We start from the raw sequence: 21,088 nt of genomic DNA, 5'->3' as shown, positions 1-21,088 counted from the left end.
GACCATTATGGAACGTACATAATGGGGAAATCCCGATCCTTAAAGAGGATGCCCCTAATCTTCATGTGAAAATATGATCGGATAAGAAAGCTGACCAATTTATGGTTAGCTTTCTTTTTGTTCAAAAACTATTTCTTCTTTAATTTCTGTTTGCAATAATAAAGCTTTTCCGAAACGACGTTTACATTCCGCACGCACTTTTTCAATGGCTAGTAGCTGAGTAGTGGCGGGAACTGTTACGATAGCTTGGCGTGGTTTTCGATTTTCTTCACAAAAGACACATTCCACAACATATTTAGAAATCATATTTTCATCCTTCCGTTTTTAATTTCTAAGAAGGGATTGTCTATGAAGTTGATGTAAGTTTTCGTCATCGTTTTCCTTTTTTCCTCTTTTTTCAAGGGGAAAATAAAGAAGAAGACGAATAGTAGTAGGGGAGGGATGTATATGGAAAGATGGATAGGTTGTGCAGCAGTATGTGTAAATGAAAGAAATGAAGTTTTAATGGTGTTGCAAGGAAAAGAGGGAGAAGAAAAAAGGTGGTCTGTTCCAAGTGGAGGGCTTGAAAAGGGAGAGACATTAGAAGAATGTTGTATTCGAGAAGTTTGGGAAGAAACAGGTTACAATGTGGAAGTTGTAAATAAAATATACGAAAAAGAAGGTATTACATACGGAGTTCCTGTATACGTTCATTATTATGTCGTTAAAAAAATAGGCGGTAGTATGAAGATTCAAGATCCTGATGAGTTAATACATGAAATTGCTTGGAAAAGGATAGATGAAGTGAAGGAATTAATGCTATCTTTCCCGGAGGATTATGAGATTTTAAATAAATATATAATAAAAAAAGCAAGTGTTTAAACACTTGCTTTTTAATGTATCCATGATAAGAAAAGTGGAACGATAACTAAACTAGCTCCTGCTGTTAAAAGCATAGATAAACTTGCAATAGTTCCTTCTACAGGGCCGATTTCGAATGCTTTTGATGTACCGGTTCCATTTGCGCTCGTGCCTAACATAATGCCTTTTGCGAGCGCTGTTTTAATACGGCATATACGTATGAGAGAAGGTCCAAGTAATGCTCCTGTTAACGCAGTTAAAACAACAAATACAGCCGTTAATTCTGACATACCACCGATCATTTCTGAAATGGCCATTGCAATTGGTGTCGTTACAATATGAGGTGCTAAACTATGTTCTAGCGATGAATCAATTTGAAAATAATTTGCTAGTAGGGCTGAAGTAATAACTGATAAAAACGAGCCGACAATGACATTAAGTAAGATAGCTATTCCGTGTTTCTTGAGTAAATCAAAGTATTTATAGATTGGCCATGCAAAAGCGACTGTTGCAGGCTTTAATAATTCTGTTAACCATTGACCACCTGTTTCATATGTTTCATAAGGTGTGTCTAGTCCGAGTAATAAAGCAATTAAAATAATAGGGCAGACGAGAAGAGGAGAAAGTAAGCTCCAGTTCCAGCGTTGATACATTTTCTTCGATATCCAATATGTGAATAGTGTTAATAGTAAACAAAGAAAGCCGATCATTGTGTTGATCCTTTCCGCTTTAGTAGCAATTCTGTTAGGAGTCCTGTAGCGAGAGTGACACAAAGTGTACTAATCATAATAATTAAAATGAGATCGATTCCATATTGTGATAGTGTATCTTTGTAGCGTATGACAGCGACTGCAGAAGGAATGAAAAATAAAATAAGTTCTTTTAATAAAAAGTCTGCTCCGTCCTGTATCCACTCTTTTTTCACTAGGTTAAATTTTAATGAAATTAACAATAAAAAAATACCGATTATACTTCCTGGAACTGGGAGGTGTGCCTGTTTTGCAATCCATTCACCTGTCCAAGCGAAACAAAATAATAATAAAATTTGTCCGCTTAATTTCCACCATTTCATACAGTACCCACCTCTTTCTTTTTTTACATAAAAATTGTAAAAAAGAATTAACAATTTCTACTATACGTTCATTCGAAAAATTTGTCTAATATATAAATTATATGTTATTAATATATTAGATGTATTAATTGAAAGTGAAAAGGGTGTCCAAAATGGAATTACGGCATTTGCAATATTTTGTTGTAGTGGCAGAGGAGTTACACTTTGGACGAGCAGCTGCTCGTTTACAAATGACACAACCACCGCTAAGTCAACAAATTCAGCAATTAGAAAAAGAAATGGGAGTTATGTTATTTTCAAGAACGAAGAGAAAAGTTGAATTAACAGAAGCTGGAGAAATGTTTTTAAAAGAAGTAAAAAAAGCGTTCGAACAAATTGATAAAGCAGTAGAAGTTGCACAAAGTGCCCAAAGGGGAGAAGTGGGCTCACTTTCAATTGGTTTTGTAGGTGCGGCGATATATGATATTTTACCATCTATCGTAAGGGAGTATAGAAAGAAATTTCCGAGAGTGTCTGTTGCATTACATGAACTGTCAACACCGGATCAGGTGCATGCACTTCACGATAACCGTATTGATATTGGCTTTTTGCGTCCGCCAATTCCAACGCAATTACTAGAGTTAGAACCAATTCAAAAGCTTTCTTGTACGCTATGTTTACCGAAGGCACATCCACTTGCTGAAAAGGATGAAATACATATTGAAGATTTAAGAGACGAACCGTTCGTATTTATTACGAGACCGGTCTGGCCAGCGTTATACGATACAATTTTATCACTTTGCCGCGACGTAGGGTTTAGTCCACACATTGTACAAGAAGCAACGGAATATCAAACAGTTATGGGACTTGTAGCAGCAGGAATCGGAATTACGGTCATACCTGTATCGGCAAATAAATTGTATAAAACAGAAGTCGTATATAAAGAGTTATGTGATTCTAATTTTGTTGCAGAAATGTCAGTAGCTTATAAAAAAATGAATAGCAATCCAGAGCTTTTAGAGTTTTTAAAAATTGCAAGAGAGAAGAAAAGAATAGAAGTTGAGGATGAGATTAATTAAGTTATTCAAAAGTACACCTCATTAAACACTAAAGCGGAAATGCAATAGTATTGCATTTCCGCTTTAGTGTTCTTTTTTTAGCTCTATACTAAAGAGATAAACATGTTCGTTTTCTTTCAAGAGTATATCAATACCTGAATCTTCATCAATTGTAGGGACGCTTACAGTTTCTTTACTTGTTTGGATGACCGCTGCTAAAATTGTTTTTTGATTGTATTTTAAGTTTTTAGTAGATTGGATTGTAGTAGTTGCAGAACTATTTATGCCTAGGAGAGCGTCTTGAGGGACAAGCGTTGAACCACCGTCAATATTAATATACCATTGACCTTTTTCTTGTACATCTTTATCGAAATGGAAATATGGTGCTATGAAAGAAAGTCTTATTTTCTTTTCTAAAAAATGTGATGAAGCTATGTTGGTAATTTCTTTCACTTTTTTACCATTTTGATAATATTCAATTGTAGCATGCAACTCATCATTATTATTTTTGAGTGCAACATTATAAAACATTCTATTTCCTGCTCCTATAGGAGTCATTTGTAGAATTTCAGATTGCTCTTTTGTTAACTTATATGGTTTAACAGAGGCTACTTCATTATCATTCAGTGGGCTACAACTTGTGAAAAATAATAAAAACAAGATTGATAGTAATTTTATACGCATGCAATCCTCTCTTTTTCACAATTATATTGTGAATATTCTTTTTACCATTTTATTTTCTAGGACTAAAGACTTAGAACAAATTCAGATTGTAGTGCGATGTTTAAAATGTCATATTTTTATACACTAGTAGTATAGAATGAGTATGGTATGAAGTGAGGTAGGGGAAGAACATATGTCTTTATGTCAGTTAGTGAGAAAAAATATAAGAACATTTGCTGCCAAAAGGATGAAGCAATTCATGTGGGTTGCTATGAGTACTATGATTTTATTTTTTATGATATCGCTCCAATTTAATGAAGTAATTGTTGGGGAATTAGGGACTACACTTTTATTTCAAATGTGTTTTTACACGCTGTTTCTTATATTCATTTTTATATGTATTTTTACTACATATAAAATAATGTTTTCTCTTCTGCAAGTGAGGAAAGAGGAAATTAAATCTTATGTAGTAGAGAATAGGAACGTACTATGTTTATTATGTCAGGAGCAATTATTCATTTATGGCGCAGCGTTTGTTTTTGGATTAGTGAATGGGATGTTATTTTTGAAATTATTTACGATTATCTTTATGAAAATAGCAGGAATACAAGGGATAAATAGCGCACCGATTACAATATATGCAATAGTAGTTGTTAGTATAATTATGATCGTTATCGTCCTATTATCGATGATGCAATGTTTTCGATTTGTTCAAAGTTTACAAGATGAAAATTCATTTTAATTCAAGGGAAAGGCATGAGAAATCATGCCTTTTCCTATTTTACACATAAAAATAATCATGTTACAGTGTAAAGACCTGACAAAGAATGGGAAGGAAAGGTTGTATAGTATGACAAATGAACAATCAATTGTAAAGGTTGAGCGGTTAACGAAGCGAATCGGTTCAAAGACACTTGTAGAAAATATTAGTTTCGAAGTTAAAAAGGGTGAAGTAGTTGGTTTGCTCGGACCAAATGGTGCTGGAAAAACGACTTTAATGAGAATGATGGTCGGCATGATTCGTATGACAGAGGGAGAAGTTTGGATTGACGGCCAATCTGTAAAACAGCAATTTGAAAGTACGGCTTCGAAAATTGGAGCAGTAATTGAGGCACCGGAATTTTATCCATTTTTGAGCGGCTATGAAAATTTAACATATTTTGGACGGATGAATGGCAATGTGGCAGAAGAACGTATCGATGAAGTAGTGAAATTGTTAGGAATGGGACAAGTAATTGACCGTAAAGTAAAAGCATATTCACTCGGCATGAGACAACGTTTAGGAATTGCTCAAGCGCTTATTCACGATCCAGATGTATTGATATTAGATGAACCAACGAATGGATTAGACCCTAGTGGAATACATGAAATGAGAATGTACATAAAGAAAATTGCACATGAACAAGGAAAAGCGGTACTTGTATCTAGTCACTTACTTTCAGAAGTTGAATTAATGTGTGACAGAGTTATCATTATTCAGCACGGAGAATATGTGGCGACGCAAAATATTCAGCATAATCAAAGCGAAGAGATGGAGACAATCCGTATACGTGTAGATGATGCGAATAAAGCAGCAGAAATGTTAGACCAAGATGTTTTAATAAAAGGTAATGATCTACTTATTACTGTAAAAGATGAAGAAATCCCAAATGTTATTCGTACATTGCTTGAGAAAAATATTCAAGTGTATCGTGTATATGAAGAAAGAAAAACGTTAGAAGAGCAATTTTTAGAATTAACAGGGGGAAAAGATATTGTTTAATTTAGTGTATAACGAACTGTATAAAATATTTAAGCGAAAGCGAACGATTATTCCCTTTGCAGTTATTGCAGTATTAATAATTGGATTAGGATGGGTTACGGTAAAGTATTTAGAACCGGAAACAAAAGGATGGAAAGCCGATTATACAGAACGAACTGTAGAAATTGAGAAAAAGCTAGGCATGAAAAAAGAAGCTATTTTAGCGGAACGATCTGTGGACGAGCTTGTAAAGGAATATCAGCTTAAGATGAAGCATTTAGATACAGATACAGCACCGGCAAGCAGTTCTCCGCTTTCTTTCATGAGAGATACAGGTTTTATCGTATTTCCAATATTGCTCCCATTTATCCTCGTGTATGCAAGTACAATTTTTGCGAATGAATATAGCTGGGGAACATATAAATTTTTAACGATACGACCAGCGAGTCGATTTAAAATTTTGACAGCTAAATTTTTAGCAATTGTGATATTTGCAGCGTTATTGTTTATATTTAATATGATTTTCTCCACTTTATGTGGATTTGTTATTTATAAATTCCAACAGCCTGCATGGAGCGAGCTTATTTTCCAAGATGGAAATATTATAAAACAAAATATTTTTGTGGAAGCTAGTAAGTATTATATTTTATCGTGGTTGCCGACCATTGTGTACGCAGCGTTTGCATTTATGATTTCTGTATTAACAAGATCTAGTGGAGGCGCGATTGGTATTTCACTATTTCTTGCTTTATCAGGAAATATTGCATTATTAGCAGCAACTAGATATGATTGGGCGAAATATTTATTGCCAGCAAACACAGATTTATACAGTATTTCAAAGAATGGAAGTTTTATTGATGGAGTAACATTCCCATTTGCTTCATGTATGTTATTACTATATTTATTTGTATTTTTAAGCATTTCCTATACAGTATTTTTAAAACGCGATTTAACTTAAAAAAAGGAGCCGTTAAGTATTTCTTAACGGCTCTTTTTTATGCAAATTGTTTAAGTGCTTTTTCAGCTAACAAAGCGAAGTATTCTGCACTTATAGGTAATGCTTGCTCATCTACTGTAAAAGCTGGATGATGCCATTCATGTGTACCACTCGTTCCCATAAAAACGAATGAACCAGGTATTTCTTGTTGATAAAAAGAAAAATCTTCTCCGGCCATCGACGGGGTAGGAGAGATGATATTTAAATTCATTTTTTCAGCAACTTGAGAGGATAAGTTTGTTAAAGATGTATCGTTCTGAACAGCAGGAGGACCTGCATAAAAACGAAATTCTGTTTTTACACCTAATGCATCAGAAACCCCTTGAATAATACGTTTCATGAGAGCTGGAATCTTTTCACGTGTTTCAGTTTGGAATGTACGTACAGTTCCTTCCAGCGTTGCTTTTTCAGGAATTACGTTCCACGTATTTCCTGAATGGATGTTTGTGACACTGACGACGGCATTATGTGAAGAGCTTATATTTCGGCTTACAATTGTTTGGAGTGCCATCACGATTTGAGAGGACGCGACAATAGGGTCTACCCCAACATCTGGTACAGCTGCATGTGTACCAACTCCGTGAATTTCAATTTCAAATCGATCGACCCCGGCCATCAGTGGACCATCTTTAATACCGATTGTACCTACTGGTAAATCAGGTTTATTATGCATACCGAAAATAGCTTGCACGCCATGTAAATGCCCGGCTTCAATTACTTTGCAAGCACCATTGCTACTTTCTTCAGCTGGTTGGAATATAAAGCGTACAGTTCCGCTAAGAGAAGATTCTTTTTCTTTTAATAAATAAGCGGCACCTATAATAGCAGCTGTATGAAAATCATGCCCACAAGCATGCATTTTACCGGGAATTTTTGAAGCGTACGGTAAATTTGTTTCTTCTTGAATAGGAAGGGCATCAATATCAGCACGGATTGCTATAATTGGTCCGCTATTATTCCCTGAAATTTCAGCAATAACGCCTGTTTCTAAACTAGAATTTATAATCGTAATGTTTTTCTCTTCTAACCAATTTTTTATAGTCTTCGTCGTTTCAAATTCTTCGTATGATAATTCTGGATGCTCATGTAAATTTCGACGAATAGAAATTAGCATCTCAGTTAATTGCTCTAGATTTGCTGCCACGTATAATGCCTTCTTTCTTAAATAAAGTATTTACATTAAGTATACAATAAGAAAAGAGAGGATTCTCAAATGAAAATCCTCTCTCGTTTTATGCTGCCAATTTTTTGTGTGTATGATGTTTACGATAACGTCCACGCATTGCATAGGCAATTTGCGGGATTGCAATACCGATTAAAATAAGTGATACACCGATCCATTGTGAAGATAGCACCGCTTCTTTTAAAACGAATACAGACATAATTGTTGTAACTGGTAGTTCTGCTGCACCAAGAATAGTCGCTAAGCCAGAACCGATCTTTGGAATACCGATTGTAAAGGCGATAGAAGGAATAACGATACTAAATGTTCCTAATCCTAAACCGTATTTCCAAAGTCCTTCAGAAATTGCACCGCTAAAAATAAATGTTGGCGGGAATACGATCATTACTAAAGTTAAAGCGCCAGTCATTAAGAGAACACCGCGCGGTAATGAAGGTACTTCAACAGCAACTTTTCCGCTCACGAAAATGTATGTTGCGAATGTAACAGCAGATAATAAACCTAGTATGATTCCAGTCATATCGAAATCACCTGCTGATTTCTCTAGTAAACCACTTGATAAAAATGTACCTGCAAGTAAGAAAATAACGGAAATAACCTTTTCTCTTGAAGGTAATGTTTTTGTTACGACTGCTTCAATAATAATTCCGACCCAAACGAATTGGAATAAAAGTATAATTGCAATAGATGCTGGTACAGTTTTTAATGAAGCATAATAAAAAATTCCAGTAAAACTTGCAGATGTACCTGCAACGAATAAAATTAACGCTTGTTTTAATGGAACACGATGTCTAGAAAATAGAAGAGTAATAGCAAGCAAAATAATCCAACCGAACAAATATTGGCTGCCAATTACCTCTCCAAGTGAAAATCCGTCTGCATAGGCAAGTTTAACGAAAATAGCTAAAATCCCATAACTACACGCTCCTAATAAAACTAAAAGAGAATAACGAAGCATGAAAAATTCCTCCCATCTATATGAAATTGTTCCTAACGGACATATATAACTAGAGGGAAGTATACAAAATTAAAAATGAAGGGTCAAATAAAAGAAAAGTATGACATTTTATAGAATAATAATAAAAGTATGATATTTATGCATAATCTTGAAATTAGTAATAATAAAAGTATTGTAAAATCAGCTTCGTATTGTATAAAGACAGCATTTGAAAAAAATATTTTTTAGGGAGATAGAAGGGTAGTCCATTATAGTGTGCTAATCATTTGAGAAACTATGTTACCTTTGTTATGTTAATAACAATTAGAGAAGTTTCGTAGTCCAATTGAGATTGTTCTATATAATAGAAGGAAATGAAAACGTTTTATTAGAAACTGTTTGTAAGGGGAGTTTTTCTTATTATCACGTTGTTAAAGTGAGTTCACGAATTGTTCATAGTATTTTTATGTGTTTTTGCTACAATATGTAAGGAGAGGAGTGGAATCATGCAAGATATTAGTATTTTTTTAGCGTTTGGCGCTGGATTTTTATCATTTATTTCCCCATGTTGCTTACCGCTTTATCCGGCATTTTTATCGTACATAACAGGTATGTCGGTTTCTGAGTTGAAAGAAGAAAATGCAATGCTTCGTAAAAGAAGTATGATACATACAGCGTTTTTCTTACTTGGATTTTCAATTATATTTATTGCAATTGGGTTTGGTACAAGTTTTATTGGAGGCATCTTTACAAATTATAAAGATTTAATTAGACAGTTAGGTGGTATATTTATCATCGTGTTCGGTCTTATTATTGTCGGTGTGTTTAAGCCGAAGTTTTTAATGCAAGACCGTAAATTTACGTTTAAAAATCGTCCGAGTGGCTATTTTGGATCCGTTCTAATTGGATTGGCCTTTGCTGCAGGGTGGACGCCTTGTACTGGACCTATTTTAGTGTCTGTCATTGGATTAGCAGCAACAAATCCAGAATCAGCAATGATTTATATGATAGCATACATACTTGGGTTTGCTATCCCATTTTTCGTGCTATCATTCTTTATTACGAAAATGTCTTGGATTAAAAGAAATAGTATGAAATTCATGAAAATCGGGGGATACGTTATGATTGTCATGGGTATCTTCCTATATTTTAACTGGATGACGAAAATTATCGTATATTTCTCAAGTTTATTTGGTGGTTTTACCGGTTTTTAGTATTATTCTGTGAAAATGTTGGAAATACTAACGGAAAAGCATATAATGAAAGTATATTTTGCATATAGCCACAAAAAAGGATGAGAAAATATGAACATAGTTGTTTTATCCAGTATCGTTGCTGTTTGTATGGCTGTTGGTGCGATGTTTATTCGTTTAAAAGCAGCTAAGAAACCGGCAACATTGAAAAAAATTATACTTCCACCATTTTTTATGAGCACGGGAGCGTTGATGTTTGTTTTTCCTGAATTTCGATTAACTCCAGCAGAAATGTTAGAAGCAATTGGCGTCGGTTTGTTTTTCTCTATTTTTCTTATTAAAACATCTAAATTTGAAATTAGAGGACAAGAGATTTATTTGAAGCGTTCAAAAGCATTTGTTTTTATATTAATTGGATTACTTGTCGTGCGAATTGTATTTAAAACATACTTAAGTCAGTCTCTTGATTTAGGACAACTTAGTGGCATGTTCTTCTTACTGGCGTTCGCGATGATTGTGTCATGGAGAATTGCTATGTACCGTTCCTTTACGAAATTACAGAAGGAAATGGAAAAAGAAGATGGTTTTTATAATGAAAAAGATATGAAGCTAACTTGAAAACGTTATATGTATAAAATAAAAAGGACAGCGTCAAAGGCGCTGTCCTTTTTATTGAAAATAATGTGAAGTTACTTTGCGAGTAAAGATTTATAGTTAGAATAATCAATCTCTTTTTCTTGTAGTTTTTTTACTAAAAATTTATGATCACGTTTCGGTGTAGCAATAATATATCCTTTAATAATTAAATCTTGTGTAATTTGAGAGGCTTTTTCTTGTAATGCCAGTTCTCCGATTTTGCCAGCAATTTTTGATTTAGCAACATCGCGAAATAGTTCTGGAACAGGACTTACGAGCTCTTCTAACAATTGTTTTTGTTCTTCATCCCATAAATGTCTAGTTTTATTAATATAGTGCTCTTCCCAATCTAAAATGGACATACCATCTTCTTTAGGTAATCGTTTTAGGAATTTTCTGAACATAAAGTATCCACCGATAGACATAAGTCCTAATAAAATAACAGTCCATAGCACTATGAACCAACTGAACCATCCTTCGAGCAAGCTTATCCCCCCTTAATGATTGCGGTTTTCTTTTATTCATATTATAAACAGTGATATTCATAGAAAGCAAGAACGCTTGGTCATTTTGACCAAGCGTTATCATTTAAACAAAGTATAGTTGTTCAACACATAAATTATTATTATCATCTTCTACATATTCAATGATTAATGTGCCAACTTTACGATCTTTATCTTCAGTTGTGAAAATAGAGTAAGAAGTAAAACGTGCTGTTGATAGGCCGCTTATATGTGTAGGTAAAGAAATGTAGTCGTTATCGCGGAAGAATTCCATCAGTTCAATATCTTCAAATTCTTTTCGATCAACTTGTTTGTTTGTATAGCGGCGTTGAAGTTGTTTTAAAGACTCATTCCAAGAAATTGCTTTTGTATCGTATACCATTGTTCTATCTCCTTACTGTATGTAATCATTAAGAACATACGTTCTAAGCTAGTATACTCTTTTTATTAGAAAAGGGAAAGCAAAAAATAATGTAAGCTTGGATTTCCAAGCTTACATTATTGATGCGTCCGTCATAATCTCTATTTTTATTATAAGTTAGATAAGAATAAGAAACAAGATGATATATATTCCGTTGATAGTTTTTAAAATTCTGTATATTATAGATATAATAAAATGCAAGGGAATGAGAGGAATGGCATATGTAATTTCACTCCAAGGACCGATGGCAGGCGGAAAAACAACATTGGCTAAAAGGTTAGAGAGATGTGGGCTTTCAGTTATATATGAAAATCCATATCCAATTGTAGAAAAGCGAAAACAATTAAATTTGGATATGAATTCAAAAGAAGGATTTATAATAAATCAAAAAATGTTTATGGAAGCAAAAATAAAGGAGTTTCAAAATGTGAAAGATTCAGTCGTGATTTTTGATCGCGGACCAGAAGATATTGAATTTTATACACTCTTTTATCCGAAAGTGATAGGGAAAGAGTGGGATATAGAAACAGAATTAAAAGATGAATTGTATAAATTAAGAGAATGCTGTTCGGATGCAATTTTTTATTTAGATGTTTCGAAAGAAAATTTATATGATAGAAAAAATAATGACGGGGCAAGAAATCGAAGTACATTCGAAGAACAATTTAAATTAGTAGAAACTGAAAAAGAATGGTATAAACAATTTCCTGTAACTTATGTGGACACGAATACATTAACAGTGGATGAGTTAGAAGCATATTTTATGGGCTGGTTAAAGGAGAAAGGACTATGAAAAAAATATTATTATTCGTATACCCAACATTTGCGGAGTTTGAAATAACAGTAGCAACAGCATTGCTGAAAAAGAAATATGAAATCATTACTGCGGGCTTAACAAAAGAGTTGATTATAAGTGAAACAGGCTTGCAAGTACAACCGCATATAGAATTAAGTGAAGTGGGTGTAGATGAATATGAGGGGATTATCATTCCAGGGGGAGACGCAGTACATATGAAAGACGCAGATATTCTCTTTTCAGTCATTCGCCAATTTTCTGAAAAAGAAAAATTAGTAGCTGCGATTTGTGCTGGACCGTATGCGTTAGCAAGAGCAGGTTTATTTAAAGGGATTTCTTATACAGCGACTATAGATTATCAAAAGTTAGATTGTTTTCCAGTAGAAAATTTTGTGTATGAAGAAGTTGTGCGACACTCAAATATTATTACAGCACAGGGGCATGCATTTGTACCATTCGGAATAGCAGTTGCCTCTTATTTTGGAGTAGCGAACGAACATAATATAAATTTTTACGGTGGTAAGGGCAATATGATGATGGAGAAACTTTTACATGAGAATGTGTAAAAGCTAGCATTTGCTAGCTTTTTTCTTTTTGACATCGATAAATGGCTAACGTTTTCGGATCGCGCCATATACCGTTATGAAGTGACAATTCATTTTCTACTTCTTTTTTTAGCCATTCCTTCATTTCGGCGTGAAGATATGTATTATCAGGTATATTTAGCGATGGAAACATGCTAGAAATATAGTTTACAATCGGAGTAGCATGATGAAAAACGAGAGCATTATGAATAACTGCTTCTTCAACAGTTGGAAAAACAGATTGTAATATTTCTTTACCATTTTCTAAACAAAATGGAGTGACTGAAGATGTTGTTTTCGGTAAATCAAATGCGTCTAACATGCGGTTACACATTTCAACTATACGAGGTAATGTAACGTCAGAATTTGTTGTAGCTAAAAGTGAGCCTCCGGGACGAATTACTTTATGGAATCCTTGAACTGTTTTTTCGACATCTTTCATGTGATATAACATATGTCTTGCGATGACCCAGTCATAGCGATTAGCTTCAAAAGGAAGTTTACCAGCATCACCTAGTTTCCATTCAATTATGCTATTCTTTATTGCAGCTTCAGAAAGCATCGTTTTTGATTGATCAAAACCGGTTAGTTGGCCTTTATGACCGTTAGTTTGTAAAAGGGAAAGAAAATTTCCATTAGCACACCCAACCTCTAATATTTTTTCTTCTCCTTGAAGTTGTAAATGTTCCATGACGAGTTCATCTAAATTTGCTTGTTTTTCTTCGTAATGTTTATGCGTATCGATACGTGTTTGTAAATGGTTGCTTACGTTATATTGGCGTTTTACATCATTCATTTTTTCACATTCCACCTTCGTGCAAAATTGCTGAATCGCGTGTGTTAATACGTCGGTTTTCTTTAAACCTTCGTAATGGAGTGCAGATTCAAACCTTTCAAGTAATTTTTCTTCAATTCGAAAATGAATATCTTTTCGCTTCGTCATTGAAATATCGCCCCCTTGTATCTGTTAGTGAGACTATAGCACGCCTGAAAAATTCGTGTAAATAATTTGTGTACACAAATGGAGGGGATGAAAAAATTGTTCGAATGTGAGTTTAAACTATTGACGATTTAACCGTTTTCATATATTCTTAAATTAAGAAATATTCAAATAATTAAAAGAAATGAGAGAGTCACATGCTTCTTCAAGGAACACATCGAATTGGTCGTATGGCCATGTTGTTGGCACTTGCGGATGAGAATGAAAGCCCTGTATTATCTATTCCAAAAGGTTGGAAGTATTGTACGGGGAAAGTGGGTTCGATGAATTCGCAAAAAGTTGTAGCAGCAATGGAAACAGCGGCTAAGAGCACCCAAGTTATTGAAACAGATGTTTACAGAGAAACACATGCACTTTATCATGCAATTATGGAAGCTTTGTACGGAGTGACGAGAGGTCAAATTCAGTTAGCAGACGTTCTTCGTACAGTAGGACTTCGCTTTGCGATTGTGCGCGGTACACCATACGACGGAAAAAAAGAAGGCGAATGGGTTGCTGTTGCATTATATGGAACGATTGGTGCACCTGTAAAAGGATCTGAGCATGAGGCGATTGGTTTAGGAATTAATCACATATGATTTGCCCATAGTCTATTAGTTAGAAGGGGGCCTTACTTTTTTAGGACAGAAGTCTGTCTTAAAAAGATAAGGTCCCCTTTTGCCTTTTTAAGGAGGAAAAAAGAATGATTACGTTAACAGGACACACATTGACAATTGAAGAAATGAAGAGGTTGTTACTTGAAGGGGAAGGTGTAACAGCTTGTCCAAATAGTATGCAAAAGGTGGCGGAGTGCCGCGAAGTTGTTGAGAAAATTGTAGAGGACGGAAAAGTCGTTTACGGTATTACAACTGGATTTGGAAAGTTCAGTGATGTGCTTATTCAAAAAGATGATGTAAAGGCACTTCAACACAATTTAATTCAGTCACATGCATGCGGTATAGGTGATCCATTCCCTGAAGAAGTATCACGCGGTATGTTAATTTTAAGAGCGAACACGATGCTTAAAGGAGTATCTGGTGTTAGACCGCTTGTTGTAAATATGCTTCTTGAGTTTGTAAATCGTAAAATTCATCCAGTCGTTCCGCAACAAGGGTCACTTGGTGCGAGTGGCGATTTAGCACCTTTATCTCATCTTGCGCTTGTATTATTAGGCGAAGGTGAAGTGTTCTATAAGGGGAAACGAGTTCATGCGATGGTTGCTCTTACAGAAGAAGGTCTTGAACCGATTGAACTTGAAGCGAAAGAAGGGCTGGCATTAATCAATGGTACGCAGGCGATGACAGCGCAAGGAGTTCTTTCTTATATAGAAGCAGAAGCAATGGCGTATCAAGCTGAATTCATTGCTTCGATGACAATTGAAGGATTACAAGGCATTATTGATGCATTTGATGAAAATGTTCATAAAGCACGTGGTTATAAAGAGCAAGTGGAAGTAGCGAGCAGAATTCGTGACATCCTTCATGATAGTAAATTAACAACAAAACAAGGAGAACTACGTGTACAGGATGCATATTCACTTCGTTGTATCCCGCAAGTACACGGTGCTTCTTGGCAAGTTTTAAATTATGTGAAAGAAAAATTAGAAATTGAAATGAATGCAGCAACGGACAATCCACTAATCTTTGATGGTGGGGAAAAAGTAATTTCGGGTGGGAATTTCCATGGTCAACCGATTGCGTTTGCGATGGACTTCTTAAAGGTAGGAATGGCGGAACTTGCAAATATTTCAGAGCGTCGTATTGAGCGTTTAGTAAATCCGCAATTAAATGATTTACCTCCATTTTTAAGTCCAGAACCAGGACTTCAGTCTGGTGCAATGATTATGCAATACGCTGCAGCGTCACTTGTTTCTGAAAATAAAACGTTAGCACATCCAGCGAGTGTTGATTCAATCCCGTCGTCAGCTAACCAAGAGGATCACGTAAGTATGGGAACAATCGCTTCACGCCATGCACATCAAATTATTCAAAATGTAAGACGTGTTCTTTCAATTGAGATGATTTGCGCGATGCAAGCAGCAGAATATCACGGTATTGAAAACATGAGTACAGTGACGAAGAGCTTCTACCATCAAGGTCGTCAACAAGTACCTTCTATTACAAATGATCGCATATTCTCAACGGATATTGAAAATATTACGCACTGGTTAAAAACGAATTATTCGATAAAAGAAAGATTAGATGTAAACGCAGCACTATAAAATGAGAAAAGGGAGAGATTGAAATGGAAAAAGTTAAACAAACAATTCGCGCGCCAAGAGGTACAGAGCTACAAACGAAAGGGTGGGTTCAAGAAGCTGCACTTCGTATGTTAATGAACAATTTAGATCCTGAAGTTGCTGAAAAACCAGAAGAATTAGTTGTATATGGCGGAATTGGCCGTGCAGCTCGTAACTGGGAAAGCTACCATGCGATTGTAGATTCATTAAAAACGTTAGAAAGCGATGAAACATTACTTGTTCAATCAGGAAAACCAGTTGCAATCTTTAAATCGCATGAAGATGCACCTCGCGTTCTTTTAGCGAACTCAAACTTAGTACCGAAGTGGGCGAACTGGGATCACTTCCGTGAACTAGAGAAAAAAGGTCTTATGATGTACGGACAAATGACAGCAGGTAGCTGGATTTACATTGGAACACAAGGTATTTTACAAGGAACATATGAAACGTTTGGCGAAGCGGCACGTCAACATTTCGATGGTTCATTAAAAGGTACATTAACACTTACTGCTGGCTTAGGTGGTATGGGTGGTGCACAACCTCTTGCTGTAACGATGAACGGCGGTGTTGTCATTGCTATTGATGTTGATAAGCGCAGCATCGATCGTCGTATTGAAAAGAGATATTGTGATATGTATACAGAATCATTAGAAGAAGCATTAACGGTTGCGAACGAGTATAAAGAGAAGAAAGAACCAATTTCAATTGGTTTATTAGGAAATGCGGCAGAGATTTTACCAGAACTAGTGAAGCGCAATATTACGCCAGATTTAGTTACGGATCAAACATCTGCTCATGATCCATTAAACGGTTATATTCCAGTAGGTTACACATTAGAAGAAGCAGCGAAACTTCGTGAAGAAGATCCAGAACGTTACGTACAATTATCAAAAGAAAGTATGACAAAACATGTAGAAGCAATGCTTGCTATGCAAGAAAAAGGCGCAATTACATTTGATTACGGAAATAACATTCGCCAAGTTGCTTTCGATGAAGGTTTGAAAAATGCATTCGATTTCCCAGGATTCGTTCCAGCATTTATCCGTCCATTATTCTGCGAAGGTAAAGGACCATTCCGCTGGGTAGCACTTTCTGGTGATCCAGAAGATATTTATAAAACAGACGAAGTAATATTACGTGAGTTTGCGGATAATGAGCATTTATGTAACTGGATTCGTATGGCTCGTCAGCAAGTTGAGTTCCAAGGTCTTCCATCTCGTATTTGTTGGTTAGGTTACGGTGAGCGCGCGAAATTTGGTCGCATTATTAATGAAATGGTGGCAAATGGTGAATTATCAGCACCAATCGTTATCGGTCGTGATCATTTAGATTGCGGATCAGTAGCATCTCCAAACCGTGAAACAGAAGCGATGAAAGACGGTAGTGATGCAGTAGCCGATTGGCCAATTTTAAATGCATTAATTAACAGTGTAAACGGTGCGAGCTGGGTGTCTGTTCACCACGGCGGTGGCGTTGGTATGGGTTATTCACTTCATGCTGGAATGGTTATCGTTGCAGATGGAACAGAAGCAGCAGCAAAACGTATTGAGCGCGTATTAACTTCTGATCCTGGTATGGGTGTTGTTCGTCACGTTGATGCAGGATATGACTTAGCTGTGGAAACTGCGAAAGAAAAAGGCGTTAACATTCCGATGATGAAATAAGGAGGAGAAAACATGCTGGACACTTTACTAATAAATATCGGTCAATTACTAACAATGGATCAAGAAGATGGCTTGTTAAGACGGGAAGCGATGAACACGCTTCCTGTTATCGAAAACGGTGCGGTTGGAATTGAAAATGGCGTAATTACTTTCGTTGGAACAGCGGAAGAAGCGAAAGGATTACAAGCGAAAGAAGTTATTGATTGCGGAGGGAAAATGGTTTCTCCTGGTCTTGTTGATCCGCATACTCACCTTGTATTTGGTGGATCTCGTGAAAATGAAATCGCCCTAAAATTACAAGGAGTTCCGTACTTAGAAATTTTAGAACAAGGCGGAGGTATTCTTTCAACTGTAAATGCAACGAAACAGGCATCGAGAGAAGAACTTGTTCAAAAAGCGAAATTCCATTTAGACCGTATGTTATCTTTCGGAGTTACAACTGTAGAAGCGAAGAGTGGTTATGGATTAGATGATGAGACGGAATGGAAACAATTAGAGGCAACTGCACAATTACAAAAAGAGCATCCAATCGATTTAGTTTCCACATTTTTAGGTGCTCATGCAGTTCCGAAAGAGTATAAAGGTAGATCGAAAGAATTTTTACAATGGATGTTAGACCTACTACCAGAAATGAAAGAGAAGCAATTAGCTGAATTCGTTGATATTTTCTGCGAAACAGGTGTGTTCTCTGTCGAAGAATCAAAAGAGTTTTTATTAAAAGCGAAAGAGCTTGGCTTTGATGTGAAAATTCATGCAGATGAAATTGACCCTCTTGGTGGTGCAGAAGCAGCGGCTGAAATTGGTGCAGCATCAGCGGACCATTTAGTGGGCGCTTCTGATAAAGGAATTGAAATGCTTGCAAACTCTAATACAGTAGCTACTTTATTACCAGGAACAACTTTCTATTTAAATAAAGAAAGCTTTGCTCGTGGACGTAAAATGATCGATGAAGGTGTTGCAGTTGCTTTGGCTACAGACTTTAACCCAGGTAGTTGTCCAACTGAGAACATTCAGCTTATTATGAGCATTGCAATGCTCAAGCTGAAAATGACACCAGAAGAAGTTTGGAATGCCGTAACAGTTAATTCTTCTTACGCAATTAATCGAGGTGATGTAGCTGGAAAGATTAGAGTTGGTCGTAAGGCAGATTTAGTTTTATGGGATGCTTACAATTATGCTTACGTACCGTATCATTACGGCGTGAGTCATGTAAATACAGTATGGAAGAATGGTAATATCGCATATACAAGAGGTGAACAATCGTGGAGCACGGCCACTATTTAAAGAAAAATGCAAAGTTTATCGATCGTGAAGTGACGAAATGGAGTGAGATGATTAAAGATTGGGAGGAAGGCTTGGAAATATTCGGTGCTGCCTTAATTGGAGCACCCCTTTCTAAACCATCTATTAGTCATTCAGGAGCAAGTTTTGCGCCAAAAACAATTCGTGCAATGTTAGATGCATATAGCACGTACGCAATTACAGAAGAACATGATATGAAAGAAAGTGTCTTATATGATTGCGGCGATATTACGATGCATGTGACTGATATAAAAGAAAGTCATAAGCGCATTGCGAAAACAGTTGGTCATGTAACGAAAGTAAATCCGAACATGATACCAATCGTTCTTGGTGGTGACCATTCGATTAGTTTTCCAAGTATAACAGGGTTTGCAAATAGTAAAGGGAAGGTCGGTGTTATTCAATTTGATGCCCATCATGATTTACGTAATTTAGATGATGGTGGCCCATCAAATGGTACACCGTTCCGTAGTTTGCTAGAAAATGATGTCATTAAAGGAAAACAACTCGTTCAAATCGGAATTCGTAATTTTTCAAATGCACGAGCGTACCATGAATATGCAAAAAAACATGGCGTGACAGTGTATACAATGAAAGATGTACGAGAGCGACAAATCAAAGATATCATCACAGAAAGTATTGAAGTATTAAGAAAGCAAGGCGTGACTTCTATTTACATTTCTCTTGATATGGATGTACTAGATCAAGCATTTGCACCAGGTTGTCCAGCAATTGGTCCTGGCGGTATGGATAGTACGACTTTACTTGATGCGATTGAATTTCTTGGTAAAGAACCGCTTGTTCAAGGGATGGATATAGTAGAAATTGATCCAACCCTTGATTTCAGAGATATGACGAGTCGAGTAGCTGCGCAAGTGATTATGAGTTTTCTTTTAGCGAGAGAGACAGTCCGTAAGCAGGTTAGTATATAGGCGTGAAATCAATAGGGAATGTTTAACGGTTCCGTATAAAAAACACATTACTACTTATATGTAGTAATGTGTTTTTATGTAAAAAGAGAAGGTGAAATTAGAATGTATATATGTGTGGAAAAAGGTAATAAGATTGTGGGTTGTTAGTGATATTTTACGAATTTATTTTCTTAGTTCGAAAGGATTGACATTAAAAATAATTTTATGATAAAATAAAAATTTTGCTAAAAAATTGATTGTGTGTTAAGATTGAGAAGGTTACCATATATGGAGGTGGATTATTTGTTTCAAATTGGCGATAACATTGTTTATCCAATGCAGGGAGCAGGTATAATTAAAGCCATAGAAGAGAAGGAAATCACAGGAGAAAAACAACAATATTATGTTATAAAAATGTCGGGTAGTAATATGGAAGTAATGATTCCGGCAGGGAGAATATTGAGCTCAAATATACGACCAGTCACGGATATAACGGCAATAGCACACATATTGGATATTTTTCAACATGGAGAATCTGATAGATTACTTACGTGGAAACAAAGGTATAAATTGAACACTGATAAAATAAAGACGGGTAAAATACAAGAAGGTGCTGAAGTTGTACGTGATTTATTACGTATGCAGAAAGAAAAAGCACTTAATGCAAGCGAAAAGAAAATGTTAGATAACGCACACGAATTTTTGATTAGTGAACTGGGATTAATTGAAGGTATCACGGAAAGTCAAATAAAAAGCTTTTGTTAAGATTCATTACAAATAATGTATTAGATCCCAAAAAAGGTTTTGAATTTTTTGGGAACATAATTATAGAGAATTAATCATTTCAAAGACATTCAATTCTTTCAAACCACTTTTAGAGCATTAACCTCTTTTGTTATTACTACAATCAAATCCATTTTTATTTTTTAAATTCTTTACGAATATTCGAAGTTTAATTAAACACTTCGATAGAATAGTTACTTGATTTTTGCAATCCTGATTCACACTGGCACGGACGAGGAGCCGTAAGGATGAAAGAGAGGTAGGGCTTTCATTGTTTTAGGTTTATAAGTTATTATTTTTAGAAGAATACTGAACCACTCTCACTTCTACTGCTAAGGAATTTTTTATATGTGAAGAGATAATAATTGTTTATATTCTTTATATTAAAGAGATAAATGAATTGTTAGCCATATACGGTCAACTAAAAAGGAGTGTCATATAGTCGAATTATCGACTATATGACAGCTCCTTTTTTCATGGGGATTAGGAACGGATAAATAGAAAAAATACTTTCAACTATGTAGGAGTCTTTTATTCGTTCCTAAAATTTTTGTTTGTATAATAAAAAACAAATGAATGATTGAAACCTCGTAACTGTAAGTTTGAA

General features: G+C 35.5%; 25 protein-coding genes. 16 read left to right on the top strand and 9 right to left on the bottom strand.

All coding sequences use genetic code 11. The features are described from left to right. Positions 1–105: 105 nt before the first annotated feature. Positions 106–306: a DUF3903 domain-containing protein gene (locus tag NHG49_RS18520; RefSeq protein WP_000624205.1), complete on the bottom strand. Its 201-nt coding sequence runs from the start codon at positions 304–306 to the stop codon at positions 106–108. A 141-nt stretch (positions 307–447) separates the two neighbouring features. Between NHG49_RS18520 and NHG49_RS18515 the strand changes: the two genes are divergently transcribed. Beyond that, on the top strand, positions 448–861 hold the full coding sequence (locus NHG49_RS18515) for an NUDIX hydrolase (protein ID WP_088047016.1): 414 nt from the start codon (positions 448–450) through the stop codon (positions 859–861). An 11-nt stretch (positions 862–872) separates the two neighbouring features. On the opposite strand, the gene NHG49_RS18510 is transcribed toward NHG49_RS18515, so the two are convergent. Beyond that, positions 873–1,550, bottom strand: a complete 678-nt coding sequence (locus tag NHG49_RS18510; RefSeq protein ID WP_048565873.1) for an LrgB family protein — start codon at positions 1,548–1,550, stop codon at positions 873–875. Beyond that, positions 1,547–1,912 (bottom strand): CidA/LrgA family holin-like protein, encoded by a 366-nt coding sequence (locus NHG49_RS18505; protein ID WP_000872362.1) that lies wholly within the window; start codon positions 1,910–1,912, stop codon positions 1,547–1,549. The genes NHG49_RS18510 and NHG49_RS18505 overlap by 4 nt, the downstream gene beginning before the upstream one ends. Before the next feature lie 152 nt (positions 1,913–2,064). Between NHG49_RS18505 and alsR the strand changes: the two genes are divergently transcribed. Then, positions 2,065–2,970, top strand: coding sequence for an acetoin biosynthesis transcriptional regulator AlsR (gene alsR, locus NHG49_RS18500; RefSeq protein WP_098103267.1), 906 nt, complete (start codon positions 2,065–2,067; stop codon positions 2,968–2,970). Positions 2,971–3,033: 63 nt separating this feature from the next. On the opposite strand, the gene NHG49_RS18495 is transcribed toward alsR, so the two are convergent. Next, entirely contained in the window at positions 3,034–3,633 is a 600-nt protein-coding gene (locus NHG49_RS18495) for a hypothetical protein (RefSeq protein WP_064477016.1), read from the bottom strand. Positions 3,634–3,805: 172 nt separating this feature from the next. Here NHG49_RS18495 and NHG49_RS18490 point away from each other — a divergent pair, with 172 nt between their 5' ends. The 3 genes from NHG49_RS18490 to NHG49_RS18480 all read left to right on the top strand — a co-directional run bounded on the left by NHG49_RS18490 (position 3,806) and on the right by NHG49_RS18480 (position 6,311). Continuing rightward, positions 3,806–4,354 (top strand): hypothetical protein, encoded by a 549-nt coding sequence (locus NHG49_RS18490; RefSeq protein ID WP_064477015.1) that lies wholly within the window; start codon positions 3,806–3,808, stop codon positions 4,352–4,354. A 108-nt stretch (positions 4,355–4,462) separates the two neighbouring features. Next, positions 4,463–5,374, top strand: coding sequence for an ABC transporter ATP-binding protein (locus NHG49_RS18485; protein ID WP_064477014.1), 912 nt, complete (start codon positions 4,463–4,465; stop codon positions 5,372–5,374). Then, positions 5,367–6,311 carry an ABC transporter permease gene (locus NHG49_RS18480; protein WP_064477013.1) on the top strand — a complete coding sequence of 315 codons (945 nt, stop codon included), beginning with the start codon at positions 5,367–5,369 and terminating at the stop codon, positions 6,309–6,311. The genes NHG49_RS18485 and NHG49_RS18480 overlap by 8 nt, the downstream gene beginning before the upstream one ends. 37 nt (positions 6,312–6,348) lie before the next feature. Here NHG49_RS18480 and NHG49_RS18475 read toward each other — a convergent pair whose 3' ends face one another. Both NHG49_RS18475 and NHG49_RS18470 read right to left on the bottom strand, forming a co-directional pair. After that, the gene (locus tag NHG49_RS18475; protein WP_064477012.1) at positions 6,349–7,494 is read right to left on the bottom strand and encodes a M20 peptidase aminoacylase family protein; all 1,146 of its coding nucleotides are present in this window, start codon (positions 7,492–7,494) and stop codon (positions 6,349–6,351) included. Positions 7,495–7,582: 88 nt separating this feature from the next. Continuing rightward, the gene (locus NHG49_RS18470; protein ID WP_000947017.1) at positions 7,583–8,491 is read right to left on the bottom strand and encodes an EamA family transporter; all 909 of its coding nucleotides are present in this window, start codon (positions 8,489–8,491) and stop codon (positions 7,583–7,585) included. A gap of 325 nt (positions 8,492–8,816) precedes the next feature. Between NHG49_RS18470 and NHG49_RS31475 the strand changes: the two genes are divergently transcribed. The 3 genes from NHG49_RS31475 to NHG49_RS18460 all read left to right on the top strand — a co-directional run bounded on the left by NHG49_RS31475 (position 8,817) and on the right by NHG49_RS18460 (position 10,281). Beyond that, positions 8,817–8,960, top strand: a complete 144-nt coding sequence (locus NHG49_RS31475) for a peptidase T (protein WP_087944407.1) — start codon at positions 8,817–8,819, stop codon at positions 8,958–8,960. Positions 8,961–8,976: 16 nt separating this feature from the next. Beyond that, positions 8,977–9,684: a cytochrome c-type biogenesis protein CcdA gene (ccdA, locus tag NHG49_RS18465; protein ID WP_001152684.1), complete on the top strand. Its 708-nt coding sequence runs from the start codon at positions 8,977–8,979 to the stop codon at positions 9,682–9,684. A 90-nt stretch (positions 9,685–9,774) separates the two neighbouring features. Then, the gene (locus NHG49_RS18460) at positions 9,775–10,281 is read left to right on the top strand and encodes a CcdC family protein (RefSeq protein ID WP_001028637.1); all 507 of its coding nucleotides are present in this window, start codon (positions 9,775–9,777) and stop codon (positions 10,279–10,281) included. 71 nt (positions 10,282–10,352) lie between these two features. On the opposite strand, the gene NHG49_RS18455 is transcribed toward NHG49_RS18460, so the two are convergent. After that, the gene (locus tag NHG49_RS18455; RefSeq protein ID WP_000889390.1) at positions 10,353–10,784 is read right to left on the bottom strand and encodes a DUF2621 domain-containing protein; all 432 of its coding nucleotides are present in this window, start codon (positions 10,782–10,784) and stop codon (positions 10,353–10,355) included. Between the two features lie 103 nt (positions 10,785–10,887). Continuing rightward, positions 10,888–11,184, bottom strand: coding sequence for a hypothetical protein (locus NHG49_RS18450; RefSeq protein ID WP_000262403.1), 297 nt, complete (start codon positions 11,182–11,184; stop codon positions 10,888–10,890). A gap of 244 nt (positions 11,185–11,428) precedes the next feature. Here NHG49_RS18450 and NHG49_RS18445 point away from each other — a divergent pair, with 244 nt between their 5' ends. Beyond that, on the top strand, positions 11,429–12,016 hold the full coding sequence (locus NHG49_RS18445) for an AAA family ATPase (protein WP_064477011.1): 588 nt from the start codon (positions 11,429–11,431) through the stop codon (positions 12,014–12,016). Further along, positions 12,013–12,585, top strand: coding sequence for a DJ-1/PfpI family protein (locus NHG49_RS18440; RefSeq protein ID WP_064477010.1), 573 nt, complete (start codon positions 12,013–12,015; stop codon positions 12,583–12,585). The genes NHG49_RS18445 and NHG49_RS18440 overlap by 4 nt, the downstream gene beginning before the upstream one ends. 13 nt (positions 12,586–12,598) lie before the next feature. On the opposite strand, the gene NHG49_RS18435 is transcribed toward NHG49_RS18440, so the two are convergent. Further along, a complete protein-coding gene (locus tag NHG49_RS18435) occupies positions 12,599–13,546 on the bottom strand; it encodes a class I SAM-dependent methyltransferase (protein WP_064477009.1) in 948 nt (315 codons plus the stop codon). 194 nt (positions 13,547–13,740) lie between these two features. Here NHG49_RS18435 and hutP point away from each other — a divergent pair, with 194 nt between their 5' ends. From hutP to NHG49_RS18405, 6 genes are all read left to right on the top strand, one after another. After that, positions 13,741–14,181: a histidine utilization transcription antiterminator HutP gene (hutP, locus tag NHG49_RS18430; protein WP_000926521.1), complete on the top strand. Its 441-nt coding sequence runs from the start codon at positions 13,741–13,743 to the stop codon at positions 14,179–14,181. Between the two features lie 104 nt (positions 14,182–14,285). Next, positions 14,286–15,803, top strand: coding sequence for a histidine ammonia-lyase (gene hutH / locus NHG49_RS18425; RefSeq protein ID WP_098111143.1), 1,518 nt, complete (start codon positions 14,286–14,288; stop codon positions 15,801–15,803). A gap of 23 nt (positions 15,804–15,826) precedes the next feature. Then, the gene (gene hutU / locus NHG49_RS18420; protein ID WP_000416701.1) at positions 15,827–17,485 is read left to right on the top strand and encodes a urocanate hydratase; all 1,659 of its coding nucleotides are present in this window, start codon (positions 15,827–15,829) and stop codon (positions 17,483–17,485) included. Positions 17,486–17,497: 12 nt separating this feature from the next. Continuing rightward, a complete protein-coding gene (gene hutI, locus NHG49_RS18415) occupies positions 17,498–18,769 on the top strand; it encodes an imidazolonepropionase (protein WP_000887534.1) in 1,272 nt (423 codons plus the stop codon). Then, entirely contained in the window at positions 18,748–19,719 is a 972-nt protein-coding gene (hutG, locus tag NHG49_RS18410; RefSeq protein ID WP_064477008.1) for a formimidoylglutamase, read from the top strand. Before hutI ends, hutG begins: the two co-directional genes overlap by 22 nt. Positions 19,720–20,001: 282 nt before the next feature. Beyond that, positions 20,002–20,463 carry a CarD family transcriptional regulator gene (locus NHG49_RS18405; RefSeq protein WP_170771247.1) on the top strand — a complete coding sequence of 154 codons (462 nt, stop codon included), beginning with the start codon at positions 20,002–20,004 and terminating at the stop codon, positions 20,461–20,463. Positions 20,464–21,088 lie beyond the last annotated feature (625 nt).

The sequence above is a fragment of the Bacillus sp. IBL03825 genome (assembly GCF_024712505.1).
Lineage (GTDB): Bacteria > Bacillota > Bacilli > Bacillales > Bacillaceae_G > Bacillus_A > Bacillus_A wiedmannii.
The sequence above is the reverse complement of the archived record's forward strand: the minus strand, read 5'-3'. Positions and strand labels throughout refer to the sequence as shown.